This is a genomic window from Nocardia farcinica (assembly GCF_001182745.1).
In the GTDB taxonomy this organism is placed as follows: Bacteria; Actinomycetota; Actinomycetes; order Mycobacteriales; family Mycobacteriaceae; genus Nocardia; species Nocardia farcinica.
This window is the reverse complement of sequence record NZ_LN868938.1, coordinates 1,683,922-1,695,708: the sequence shown is the minus strand read 5'-3', so window position 1 is coordinate 1,695,708 and position 11,787 is coordinate 1,683,922. Positions and strand designations below refer to the sequence as shown.

The 11,787-nt window shown below is 71.9% G+C and carries 12 protein-coding genes and 1 pseudogene; 8 read left to right on the top strand and 5 right to left on the bottom strand.

Annotated features, from left to right (window positions below; all coding sequences use genetic code 11):
* Positions 1-59: 59 nt before the first annotated feature.
* Both AMO33_RS08205 and AMO33_RS08200 read left to right on the top strand, forming a co-directional pair.
* Complete coding sequence (locus tag AMO33_RS08205) at positions 60-248, top strand: DUF2795 domain-containing protein (RefSeq protein WP_011208944.1); 189 nt, start codon at positions 60-62, stop codon at positions 246-248.
* A gap of 76 nt (positions 249-324) precedes the next feature.
* Complete coding sequence (locus AMO33_RS08200) at positions 325-1,392, top strand: NAD-dependent epimerase/dehydratase family protein (RefSeq protein ID WP_060591750.1); 1,068 nt, start codon at positions 325-327, stop codon at positions 1,390-1,392.
* Positions 1,393-1,446: 54 nt separating this feature from the next.
* Here AMO33_RS08200 and AMO33_RS08195 read toward each other — a convergent pair whose 3' ends face one another.
* On the bottom strand, positions 1,447-2,091 hold the full coding sequence (locus AMO33_RS08195; protein ID WP_060591747.1) for a TetR/AcrR family transcriptional regulator: 645 nt from the start codon (positions 2,089-2,091) through the stop codon (positions 1,447-1,449).
* Between the two features lie 147 nt (positions 2,092-2,238).
* On the opposite strand from AMO33_RS08195, the gene AMO33_RS08190 reads away from it, so the two are divergent.
* From AMO33_RS08190 to fadD1, 3 genes are all read left to right on the top strand, one after another.
* Positions 2,239-3,267: an NAD-dependent epimerase/dehydratase family protein gene (locus AMO33_RS08190; protein ID WP_373862107.1), complete on the top strand. Its 1,029-nt coding sequence runs from the start codon at positions 2,239-2,241 to the stop codon at positions 3,265-3,267.
* A 114-nt stretch (positions 3,268-3,381) separates the two neighbouring features.
* The gene (locus tag AMO33_RS08185; RefSeq protein WP_060591745.1) at positions 3,382-3,726 is read left to right on the top strand and encodes a histone-like nucleoid-structuring protein Lsr2; all 345 of its coding nucleotides are present in this window, start codon (positions 3,382-3,384) and stop codon (positions 3,724-3,726) included.
* A gap of 77 nt (positions 3,727-3,803) precedes the next feature.
* The gene (gene fadD1, locus AMO33_RS08180; RefSeq protein WP_060591743.1) at positions 3,804-5,411 is read left to right on the top strand and encodes a fatty-acid--CoA ligase FadD1; all 1,608 of its coding nucleotides are present in this window, start codon (positions 3,804-3,806) and stop codon (positions 5,409-5,411) included.
* Between the two features lie 65 nt (positions 5,412-5,476).
* Here fadD1 and AMO33_RS30245 read toward each other — a convergent pair.
* The 3 genes and pseudogenes from AMO33_RS30245 to AMO33_RS08165 form a co-directional block, all read right to left on the bottom strand.
* A pseudogene (locus AMO33_RS30245) lies at positions 5,477-5,913 on the bottom strand (SDR family NAD(P)-dependent oxidoreductase); the annotation flags it as partial.
* On the bottom strand, positions 5,910-6,857 hold the full coding sequence (locus AMO33_RS08170; protein WP_060591740.1) for an alpha/beta hydrolase: 948 nt from the start codon (positions 6,855-6,857) through the stop codon (positions 5,910-5,912). The pseudogene AMO33_RS30245 and the gene AMO33_RS08170, both read right to left, overlap by 4 nt.
* On the bottom strand, positions 6,854-8,233 hold the full coding sequence (locus AMO33_RS08165; RefSeq protein WP_060591737.1) for a flavin-containing monooxygenase: 1,380 nt from the start codon (positions 8,231-8,233) through the stop codon (positions 6,854-6,856). The genes AMO33_RS08170 and AMO33_RS08165 overlap by 4 nt, the downstream gene beginning before the upstream one ends.
* Positions 8,234-8,360: 127 nt before the next feature.
* Here AMO33_RS08165 and AMO33_RS08160 point away from each other — a divergent pair, with 127 nt between their 5' ends.
* From AMO33_RS08160 to AMO33_RS31390, 3 genes are all read left to right on the top strand, one after another.
* Positions 8,361-9,008 (top strand): TetR/AcrR family transcriptional regulator, encoded by a 648-nt coding sequence (locus tag AMO33_RS08160; RefSeq protein WP_060591736.1) that lies wholly within the window; start codon positions 8,361-8,363, stop codon positions 9,006-9,008.
* A 263-nt stretch (positions 9,009-9,271) separates the two neighbouring features.
* Positions 9,272-10,603 carry an NAD(P)/FAD-dependent oxidoreductase gene (locus tag AMO33_RS08155; protein WP_373862105.1) on the top strand — a complete coding sequence of 444 codons (1,332 nt, stop codon included), beginning with the start codon at positions 9,272-9,274 and terminating at the stop codon, positions 10,601-10,603.
* A gap of 175 nt (positions 10,604-10,778) precedes the next feature.
* On the top strand, positions 10,779-10,928 hold the full coding sequence (locus tag AMO33_RS31390) for a hypothetical protein (protein WP_157838381.1): 150 nt from the start codon (positions 10,779-10,781) through the stop codon (positions 10,926-10,928).
* Between the two features lie 27 nt (positions 10,929-10,955).
* Here AMO33_RS31390 and AMO33_RS08150 read toward each other — a convergent pair whose 3' ends face one another.
* Positions 10,956-11,717, bottom strand: coding sequence for a 3-hydroxyacyl-CoA dehydrogenase (locus tag AMO33_RS08150; protein ID WP_060591733.1), 762 nt, complete (start codon positions 11,715-11,717; stop codon positions 10,956-10,958).
* Between the last annotated feature and the right edge of the window lie 70 nt (positions 11,718-11,787).

Below are 11,787 nucleotides of genomic sequence, written 5' to 3'. Positions count from 1 at the left end.
CGTGGTACTGCGGCCCACGTCCGACATCGATCGACCTCGAGGGGAAAGGAGCAGATCACATGGGTCAGCAGGTGAACCCCATCCAGGTGCAGAAGTTCTTGTCGGGTGTGGACTACCCGTGCGACCGCGAGGGCATCGTCTCCGCGGCCAAGAGCAACGGCGCCGACGACGACATCGTCCGCGCGCTGGAGCAGATCCCCGACCGCACCTACGACGGCCCGAACGCCGTCAGCCAGGCCGTGTCCTGAGCGGTCTCCCAGCGACGCCGGGCCCGCGCACCCCGGGGGCCCGGCGCCGTCGGCGTCAACCGGGAAGGAGCGCGGCATGCGCGTAGTGGTGGTGGGGGCGACGGGCAACATCGGCACGGCGGTTGTCGATGCCCTGCGCGGGGAACCCGAGGTCGACTCGATCGTCGGGGTCGCCCGGCGCGGTCCCGGCGAACTGCCGCCGGGGGTCGAGTTCCACCGCGCCGACATCCGCACCGACGACCTCGTGGCGGCCTTCCGCGGCGCCGACGCCGTGGTGCACCTGGCGTGGCTGTTCCAGCCCACCCATCGCCCCGCCGACACCTGGGACAACAACGTGATCGGGGCCGAGCGGGTGCTGGCCGCCGCGTCGGCGGCGGGGGTGCGCACGCTGGTGTGCGCCTCCTCGGTGGCCGCGTATTCCCCGGCGCGCGACGACGAGCCGGTGCGCGAGACCTGGCCTACCGACGGCTGGCCGCTGGCGGCCTACCCGCGCGAGAAGGCGTACGTGGAGCGGGTGCTCGACGCGTTCGAGCGCGCCCACCTGGAGATGCGGGTGGTGCGGATGCGGCCGTCGTTCGTCTTCCAACGGTCCTCGGCCAGCCAGCAGCGCCGGTTGTTCGCCGGGCCGCTGGTGCCCAATGCGCTGGTGCGGCCGGGACTTCCGATTCTTCCGGTGCCGAAGGGACTGCGGTTCCAGGCCGTCCACAGTGCCGACGCGGGCCGCGCCTTCGCCCACGCCGTCGTGCTGCCGGTGCGCGGTGCGTTCAACCTGGCCGCGCCGCCGGTGCTCGATCGCGATCGGCTGGCCGAACTGTTCGGCGCCCGCCCGGTGGACGTGCCCGCGGGGTTGGTGCGCGGGGCGTTGTCGGTGGGCTGGCGGCTGCGGCTGGTGCCCGCGACACCCGGGCTGTTCGACACCGTCCTGCGCCTGCCGATCCTGGACACCACCCGCGCGCACGACGAATTGAACTGGACCCCACGGCATTCCGCGGTCGAGGCGCTGCGCGAGATGCTGACCGGGCTGCACGACGGCGCGGGCGGGGCGACGCCGCCGCTGGCCGCCGACGCGGGCGGGCCGTGGCGGGTCCGGGAATTCGCCTCCGGTGTGGGCGGACGCGACAGCGTCGACCGGTTCGGCGCCTGAGGCGTCCGGCGCGCCGGAGTCCGGTCGCGGCCGGGTGCCCGCCGCCGCCCGGATTCAGGGCCTCTCGTCGTCGGCGATCGAATCACCCCGCGGTGCCGCGCCCTTCGGGTCGGGCACCGTCGCGTCGAGGATCAGCCGGGTGATGTGCTCGTGGATCGCGCCGGTGTCGTCCTCGGCGACCAGCTCCAGGAACAGCGCCGACCCGGCCGCCAGCGCGATGAGCGCGCGGGCATGCAGTGCCGCCCGCTCGGGGTCGGCGTCGGCGGGGGCGAGCAGGGCCGCCGCCGGGCCGCTGAATCCGGACCACAGCCGGTGCTTGAGGTCGGGGTCGCGGTCGAGCGCGGTCAGCAGCCCGGGCACCGCGGCACGGACCTCGGGCCGGGCGAACAGTTCCCGGCTGCCGCGAAGCACCCACTCCACCCAGCCGCGCCGGTCCGTGCCCGCGAACGGCGTGAGGTCGGGAACCTCGCCGAGCACCGCGTGCAGCACCAGCTCCGGTTTGCTGGCCCAGCGGCGCAGGATGCTGGCCCGGCCCACGCCGGCGCGCGCGGCCACGCCACGCACGCTGAGCTCGTCGTAGCCGGTCTCGATCAGCATCGCCCGCACCACCGGGAGCACGCGGTGCTCGATCGTCTCGTCACGGGGCCTGCCCGCGCCACGCGAGGGCGGGTCGGTGGGTGCGGCTGCCGATGTCGTCATGCGACTCCCAGATCGCTATTACGATGCCAGTGGTATCGATTATGGTTTCGGGCAGAGCTCCCGCCGATTGTGCCGTGCGGGCGCGCGTCTCGGTACCCGGGACCGGAGAGAGATGAGGTCGAGGATGCAGCGGACCGTGGCCGAGCCATGCGGCGGGCGCCGACCGACGGGAAGGGCGCCGTGCTGATCGCGGTCACCGGCGGCACCGGTTACCTCGGCGCGCACACCGTCGCCGCCCTGCTCGCCGACGGGCACGAGGTGCGCCTGCTCGTCCACCCGGCCGAGAAGCCCGCCGAGGTGACGGCCCTGTTCGGGGTGGGCGCCGATCGTCTCACCACCGTCGCGGGCGACATCCGCGACCGCGCGGTGGTCGCCACGCTGCTCGACGGGTGCGACGCGCTGCTGCACGCGGCGGGCGTGGTGGGCACCGACAGCAGGCGCGAGGCGCTGATGTGGGAGGTCAACGTCGAGGCGACCGGGCGCATCCTGGCCGAGGCGACCGCGCGCGGACTCGATCCCATCGTGCACGTCGCCAGCTACAGCGCGCTGTTCCCGTGCCCGGACCCGGTGATCACGCCCGACAGTCCCACCGCGGCGGGCCGCAGCGCCTACGGCCGCACCAAATCCACCGCGGACCGGATCGCCCGTGCCCTGCAAGCGGCGGGCGCGCCGCTGGTGATCACTTATCCCTCGTCCGTGGTGGGCCCCGCGCTCGGCCCGCAGGCGGGTATCACCGCCGAGGGCTGGGCGGTGATGCTGCGCAGCGGCTGGGCGCCCAGTGTGCGCGGGGGCATGCAGATGGTCGACGTGCGGGACGTGGCCGCGGTGCACGCGGCGCTCATGCGCCCGGGGCGCGGGCCGCGGCGGTACCTGTGCGGCGGCCATCTGCTGACCTTCGACGAGATCGTCGATCTGCTCGAAGAGGCGAGCGGACGGCGGATCCGGCGGGTGCCGCTCTCTCCCGCGCTGTTTCGCGGCATCGGCCGCGCGACCGATCTGCTCTCGCGCGTGATGCCGATCAGTGCCGGGCTGAGCTACGAGGCCGCGTGGTTGCTGACGGCCGCCACGCCCACCGACGACTCGCGCACCCTCGCCGAGTTGGGGGTGCGCTGGCGACCGATCCGCGCATCGATCGTCGATGCGGTGCGCGCCACCGAAACCGCCGCGGACGCCTGAGTTCCGCCGCCGGTCCACGGTCCGCGCGCGCCGCGCCGCTTCCGATTGGAAGCGGGCTCGGGCGAGTGGCTACGCTTGTGTCCTTTGCTCATTCATGTGATGTGAGGGGAATTGATGGCTCGCAAGGTGACCGTGCTGCTGGTCGATGACGTCGACGGGAAATCCGTGGCGGACGAGACGGTGTCGTTCGCGCTCGACGGTGTGCATTACGAGCTCGACCTGTGCACCGCGAACGCCGAGCAGTTGCGAGCCCTGTTCGCGCAGTGGACGCCGTTCGCGCGCCGGGTGGGCAAGGCCGCGGGCGGCACGCGGGCGCCCCGGTCGCGCCGCGCCACCGAGCAGGACCAGACGCTGGCCATCCGCCGGTGGGCGCAGGAGAACGGCATGCAGGTCTCCAGCCGCGGGCGGGTCTCGGCCGCGGTGGTGGAGGCCTACCACAAGGCGAACCCGCACGGCTGAACCGCTTCCCGCGCCGGGTAGTAGACAATTTCCCGAATCTGTATACGCGGTGTGAGAACGCGTTCTAGATTCGGGACATGGCCGACACAGTCACCGCACTCCTCCAGGCGCGCGCGGAGGACGACGATCTCGCCGTCAGCTATGCCGACCGGCGGTGGAGCTGGCGCGAGTACGTCGACGGCGCGCGCCACCGCGCCACCGCCGTGCTGGCGATGATCGACCGGGACCGGCCGCCGCACGTAGCCACCCTGCTGGGCAACACCCCCGAGATGCTGTTCGCGCTGGCCGCCGGCGCACTCGGCGGCTATGTCACCGTCGGGCTCAACGACACCCGCCGCGGCGCCGCGCTCGCCGACGACATCGCCCGCGCGGACGCGCAGATCGTGCTCACCGATGCCGACCACCGCGTCCTGCTCGACGGACTCGAGCTGCCCGGCGTGCGGGTCGTCGACACCTCGGCGCCGGAATGGGCCGAGGCCGTCGCGCACGCGGGCGAACTCGAACCGCTGAGCGTGCCCGGCGCGATGGACACCTTCATGCTCATCTTCACCTCCGGCACCAGCGGCAATCCCAAACCGGTCCGCTTGGCGCACATGATGGTTCCGTTCGCGGGTCCGCCGCTGACCGGACGCTTCGGCATCGGTCCCGACGACATCTGTTACCTGTCCATGCCGCTGTTCCACTCCGCGGCCATTCTCGGTGGCCTGAGCGTCGCGCTGTGCAGCGGCGCGGCGATGGTGCCCGCGAAGTTCTCGGCCTCGACGTTCCTGTCCGACATCCGCCGCTACGGCGCCACCTACATGAACTACGTCGGCAAGCCGCTGGCCTACATCCTGGCCACCGAGGAACGCCCCGACGACGCCGACAATCCGCTGCGGGTGGCCTTCGGCAACGAGGCCACCGACCGCGACATCGCCGAGTTCTCCCGCCGGTTCGGCTGCACGGTGTGGGACGGCTTCGGCTCCACCGAACTGGCCATCATCATCACCCGTGAGGAGGACACTCCGCCGGGCTCGATCGGCAAGGGCTTCCCCGGTGTCGCGGTCTACGATCCGCAGACGGTGGCCGAATGCCCGCCCGCCCGGTTCGACGAGCACGGCGCGCTGGTCAATGCCGACGAGGCGATCGGCGAACTGGTGAACTCGCAGGGCGCCGGATTGTTCGTGGGCTACTACAAGGACGAGGACGCCACCGCCGAACGCCTGCGCGACGGGATGTACTGGTCCGGCGACCTGGCCTACAAGGACAGCGACGGCTTCATCTACCTCGCCGGGCGCACCGCCGACTGGATGCGGGTGGACGGCGAGAACCTGGCGGCCGGCCCCATCGAGCGCGTGCTGCAGCGCCTGCCGGGGCTCAACCGGGTGGCCGTCTACGGTGTACCCGACGAGCACGTGGGCGATGCGGTGATGGCGGCGATCGTGTTGCAGGACAACGCCTCCCTGACCCCCGAGGAGTTCGCCGACTTCCTGCGCGCGCAGGCCGACCTGTCGCCGAAGGCATGGCCGCGCTATGTCCGGTTCAACCGGGATCTGCCCGCCACCGCGACGAACAAGATCCTCAAACGCGAACTGAAATCCCAAGGGGTGACCGCCGCGGGCGGCACGCTCTGGGTCCGCCCGGAACGCTCGTTCGCCTACACCCCGGCCGGCACCGCCACGCTGGAAGGTGCGGGCGCCCCGTGAGTTCGGCGGCCGGGATCACCCGCCGCCGGTCATCCACCGGGCCTTGGCGGAGGCGAGGAACACCCGCCCGCCTTGGCCGCGCAGTAGGCCGCCATGCCGGTGCCCGGCTGCCTGCCATTCAGCGAGGCGATGCAGGTGATGCTGCCGCCCTCGGCGATGTGCCGTCCGGCATGCTTGATCACCAGGAAGCTGCCGGTGAGGCACACGTCGACGGTCGTCTGCCAGTGCGCCGGCGCCGGCTCGGTGATCGGGCCGGGCATGGACAGTCCGGCGCGATCGACCACCGCGGTCGGACTCGCGATGCCCGCGATGCCCGTGGCGACGGACTCTTCGTCGGTGACGTCCATGCCGAGCGCGGTGGCGCCGAGTTCCGGGCGGCGTCTTCGTCGATGTCGGCGACGACGCGGTAGCCCTCGGCGGTGAAGGCGCGGGCGGTGGCGAGCCCGATGCCGGATGCGCCGCCGATCACGAGAGCCGTGCCCGGGGTGTGGTGGTCGCTCATTCCGCCGGCTCCGCGGTCGCCGGAGCGGGCTGTCCGGCCGCGCCCAATTTCCTGGTCAGAAAGCGCAATTGATGGTCGACCACCGGATCGAACCACGGGTTTCCGGCGAACACGTCGAAGTGGTCGCAGGGGTAGTGCCTGACCTCGGCGCGCGCGGCGAAGGCCGCCTTGGCCGCCGCCTGCGCCGGTGCGGCGCGATCGAAGTCGGCGACCTGCACCAGCACCGGGGCGGTGATGCGGTCGGCGTGCCGGTCGGCGCGGTAACCGCCGAGCTCGAGGCCCACCGCCGCGTCGACCTCGTTGCGCCAGGTCGGGCCGGCCAGCGCCCGATAGCTCTCGTAGTAGCCGGGAGCGGTGAGTGCGGCTCGCTCGCCCGGCCTGCCCACCAGCGGCATCATCGTCGGGGCCGCGCCGAGCCGGGTGGCCACGGCGCTGCGCAACCCGGCCAGCGTGGCGGCGGCGATCGGCGCCGCGCCCCGCTGCGCGAACGCGTGCCTGCCCGCGGCCAGGCCGCTGACCATCGGCACCAGGGCGATCACCGCGCACACGTCGGCCCGCTCGGCGGCCAGGGTGAGCGCGTGCCCGCCCGACTGCGAGACGCCCCACAGCACGATCCGCGCGGGGTCCGCGCCGGGGGCCCGCCCCGCCGCGGCGATCGCGGCACGGTAGTCCTCGACCTGCCCGCGCATCGAGACCCGCTGCCGCGGTTGCCCTTCCGAACTGCCGAAGCCGCGATAGTCGAAGGCGAACACGGCCAGCCCCGCGGCGGCGAGCCGGCGGGCGAACGGTTCGAGCCCGGAGTCCTTCGTGCCGCCGAAGCCGTGCGCCATCACCACCACCGGCCTGCCGCGCTCGCCCGCGAAGGGGCTGTCGCCGCCGTGGAAGTACCAGGCATGGCAGGTGGTGCCGTGCGAATCGAAAGTCATCTCGGTGCGTGTGCTCATCGGGCACCGCCGGCGGTCACCGCGTCGTCCTCGGCCACCCGCGCCCAGGGCGGTGGACCCTGGCGCCGGGCGCGGTCGGCGCCGGCCGGGAGTTCGCGCACCCGCAGGTCGTGTTCGTAGAGGAAGTAGTCGACCTGCTGGGTGTGCCGGGGACGGTCGAGCATGTGCCCGGTGTAGCGCTGCTGGTCCTCGGCGATCACGCGTCGCATCCGGTCCGGGGACGGCAGCCGGTAGCGGCCGACGGCGTAGGCCCCGATCAGCCGGGCCTGCGCCTCCACGAACGGGAACAGCGTGGGCGTGGCCTGGGCGAAACCCGCGAAGACCAGATCCTCGACGCCGGGGGCGAACATGCGTTTGTAGAGGTCGATCCGGTTGTCGGGGGCGCTGATGAACTCCGGGTCGAAGAACGGGAAGGTGATGTTGTACCCGGTGGCGTAGACGACGATGTCGAACTCGCCGCTGGTGCCGTCGACGAAATGCACCGTGTGCCCGTCCAACCGGGCGATATCGGGTTTGGCGACCACGTCGCCGGAGCCGAGGCGCAGCGGCAACTCCACCGACTGCGTCGGATGTGCTTCGAAGAACTTGTGGTTCGGGGTGGGCAGCCCGTAGGACTCGGGTCTGCCCGCGGTGAGCGGCTGCCCCCACTGCGCGATCTTGCGCTGCCAGGACAGCGGCAGGTACGGGCTGGTGCGGTAGTACTTGTCGGCCGGGCGGCCCGCGATGTACTTCGGCACGATCCACGCCCCGGACCGGGTGGACAGGGTGAGGGTGTTGCCCAGCGCCTTGGCGGACAGTTCCACGGCGATGTCGGCGGCGCTGTTGCCCAGCCCGACGACCAGGATGCGTTTGCCGGTGAAGTCCAGCGGCGTCCACGGGTCGATGTAGTGGTGCGCGTGCAGCACGGTGCCGCCGAACTCGCCGGGGAAGTCCGGGTAGCGCGGGTCCCAGTGGTGGCCGTTGGCGACGACCAGCAGGTCGAAGCGGCGGGTCTCGCCGCGCCCGGTGGTGAGCTCCCAGCCACCGCCGGGCAGCCTGCGGGCGTGTTCGACGGCGTTGCCGAACTCGATGTGCTCGGCCAGGCCGAACGCCGCGCAGTAGTCGTCGAGGTAGGCCTTGATCTGGGTGTGGTGCGGGAAGTCCGGATAGTCCGCGGGCATCGGGAAGTCGCGGAAGGACAACTGGTGCTTGGAGGTATCGATGTGCAGCGAACGGTAGGCGCTGCTGTGGCCGTTCGGATTGCCGAAGGCCCAGTTGCCGCCGATCCGGTCGGAGGACTCGAAGCAGACATAGGGCACGCCGTAGTCGGTGAGCATCTTGCCCGCCGTCAACCCGCTGATACCCGCCCCGATGACCGCTGTGCGCGGAAGATACATCGTCGAATCCCTTTCCGCCGGGCCCCGGCGTCGGTGGACGCGGTGGGTAGACAGATTTACGATTCTGTCTACAAGTAGTCACATTCTCAGATCTGTCCACCCTTTGTTAGGGTTTTCGCGAAACCGGATGCCGTTGCCGTGGCGGCTCGAGGCGAAAGCGAGGCGCGTGAGCGAGGCACCGACCGTCTCGGTGGTGGACCGGCTGCTCGACGCCGCCGAAAAGTTGCTGGCGAGTAAGGGGATCCGCGCCACCACGGTCAGCGAGGTCGCGGAGGCGGCCGGCGTCTCGCGCGCCTGGCTGTACCGCCATTTCCCCGACAAACCCGCGTTGATCGGCGCGGCGATCGTCCGCCTGAACGAGACCTTCTGGCAGGACGCCGGCGCCGAGCTGGAGCGCATCGGCACCTTCGCCGAACAGATCGCCGCCGGTGTCCGGATCGGGCGCGGCGCCTACGACGACCCCGGCGCCCTGCTGCTGCGGCTGCGCACCGACGAACCGGAGGAGTTCGCCGCCTGCGCGGGCGCCGGTGTCTCCGGTCTGGTGCCCGACCTGGCCGCGTTCTGGCGCCCGTTCGTCGAAGCCGCCGCCGCCCGCGGCGAGATCCACCCCGGCCACGACCTGGCCGAGGTGTCGGAATGGCTGGCCCGCGTCCTCATCAGCCTCGGCACCGTGCCCGGGGAGACCATCGACCCCGACGACCCGGCGGCCGTGCTGCGCTGGGTGCGCACATACTTCCTGCCCGCACTGCGCGCCGATCCGGCCGCCGCGCACTGATCCCGGGCGTGCGCGATCCGGCGTGCGCCTCCGCCTCCGGTTCGGTCGTCGGCCGCTCGGGCGTGCGGCGCAGGTTGCCGCGCTGATACACCGCGAAGCCGGCCTGCCCGGTCGCGAGCCCGTCGAACACGGCGGTGAGCGAGACCGCCACCGTCCGGCTCGGCCGCGCTGACCACGCGTTCGGGGGGCCGACGAAAACCCGTTTCGGCAATACCAGGCCGGGAATGGCCGGGGGAGAGCCGAAACGAAGGAGGTGGCCGATCGTGTCGCAGACACAGGCCGCGAGCCGGCGGCGAGTGGTGATCGTCGGCAGCGGATTCGCCGGGTTCACGTGCGCCAAGCACCTGTGCCGCACGCTGGCCTGGACCGGCGAGGACGATGTGGAGATCGTGCTCGTCACCCCCAACGACTACATGCTGTACACCCCGCTCTTGCCGGACGTGGCGGGCGGGCTGATCGATCCGCGCTTCGTCGTCATCTCGTTGGCCGATTCGCTGCCCCGGGTGCGGCTGGTGGTCGCGACCGCGGAGTCGGTGGACCTCGAGAACAAGACGATCACCGTCACCAGCCCGCACCACGCACCCCGCGAGCTGTCCTGGGACCGGCTGGTGCTCACACCCGGCTCGGTGACCCGGCTGTTCGACGTGCCCGGCCTGGCCGAGCACGCCCGCGGGCTCAAGACCGTCGCCGAGGCGCTGTACCTGCGCGAGCAGCTGCTGCGCCAGCTCGAACTGGCCGACCACGAGGACGACCCCGAGGTGCGCCGGGCGCGCCGCACGTTCGTGGTGGTCGGCGCCTCCTACGCGGGCACCGAACTCGTCGCCCAGTTGCGGGCCCTCGCCGACACCTACGCCGATCGCCGCGGCTTCGCCCGCGAGGAGATCCGGTTCCTGTTGCTCGACACCGCCGAGCGGGTGATGCCCGAGGTCGGCGAACGCCTCGGCGACAAGGTGCTGGAGGTGCTGCGCGGCCGCGGCATCGACATCCGGTTGCAGACCACGCTCGCCGAACTCGACGACGACCGCGTGGTGCTCACCGACGGTACGGTGGTGCCGACCCACACCGTCGCGTGGGTGACCGGCGTGACCGGCGCGCCGATCCTGGCCACGCTGGGGCTGCCGATGGAACGGGGGCGTCTGGTGGTCGACGAATACCTGCGGGTCCCCGGCCACCCGGACGTGTTCGCCGGCGGCGACGCCGCCGCGGTGCCCGACCTGACCGCGCCGGGCAAGATCACGCCACCGACCGCCCAGCACGCGAGCAGGCAGGGCAAGGCGCTGGCCCGCAATGTCGCGGCGAGTCTCGGCACGGGCAGCGAGGCGCCCTACCGGCACAAGGACATGGGGTTGGTGGTCGACCTCGGCCCCGGCTTCGCCGTCGCGAATCCGCTCGGCGTGCGACTGTCCGGACTGCCCGCCAAGGTGGTCGCGCGCGCCTATCACACGTATGCGGTGCCGCGCGGGGTCAACCGCTGGGCGATCACCCTCACCTACCTGACCAACGCCGTCACGCCGCGGCCGCTGTCGCTGCTGGGCCTGGTCAGTCCCGAGGAGGCAAGCTTCGGCATGAGCGAGGGCATCCCCGCGCACCGATGAGCGGGGAACGAACCGGCGGGTTTGGCCCCGCGCCCCCGTGGTACCCACCCCGCGTATGGCCCCGCCGATGGTGCCGGGGCGAGATCACGTGAGGGTTCCCGCTGCGGCCGAGCCGTCCGGCCCGACCGCAGCGGGTGCCGCTCGCGACAGGTATCGCACAAGGAATGGCAGCGTGATGATGGACAACACTCCCGTGCGCAGCGGCGAGCCTCAGGACACCGACCCCGTGATCTGGCCCGACCCGAGCCCGCTGGCCGGGTGGTGGGCCGACGTGATGTCGAGCGGCACCACCCAGCGGCCGACGAACTCCTCTGCCCAGAACTGATCGGCCCAGAACTTATCGGCCCGGGGACTAGCGCGGCGCCATCCGGATCGCGCCGTCGAGGCGGATCGTCTCGCCGTTGAGCATCGGGTTCTCCACGATGTGCCGGGCCAGCGCCGCGTACTCGCCGGGATCGCCCAGCCGCGACGGGTGCGGGACCTGCGCGCCGAGCGAGGCGATCGCCTCGTCGGGCAGCGTCGCGAACAGCGGGGTGTGGAACAGGCCGGGCGCGATGGTGACGACCCGGATCTTGATCGCGGCCAGGTCGCGCGCGATCGGCAGCGTCATGCCGACGATGCCGCCCTTGGAGGCGGAGTAGGCGGCCTGGCCGATCTGGCCGTCGAAGGCGGCGACGGATGCGGTGTTGATGATGACGCCGCGCTCCTCGCCCTCCGGATCGGTGGCGGCGATGCGCTCGGCGGCCAGGCGGATCACGTTGAACGTGCCGATCAGGTTGACGTTGACGACCTTGGTGAAGTCGGCGAGCGGGAACGCGCCCTTCTTGCCGACGGTCTTGATCGCGTTGCCGATGCCGGCGCAGTTGACGGCGATGCGCAGCGTGCCGAGTTCCTGGGCGGCGTCGAGGGCGGCGCTCACCTGCTCCTCGTTGGTGACGTCGGCCGCGGCGAAGACCACTCCGTCGCCGAGTTCCTTGGCGACGCTCTCGCCGTCGGAGGACGGCAGGTCGATGATGACCACCTTGCCGCCGTTGCGGTGCAGTTCCTTCACCGTGGCCAGGCCGAGGCCCGAGGCACCGCCGGTGACCACCGCGACGGAGTTGCCGATCTGCATCTCGAATTCCCTTCTGCGTCGCCGGTCGCGTTGGACCGGATCCGTCCCATGCCGCGCGCGACACCGGCGC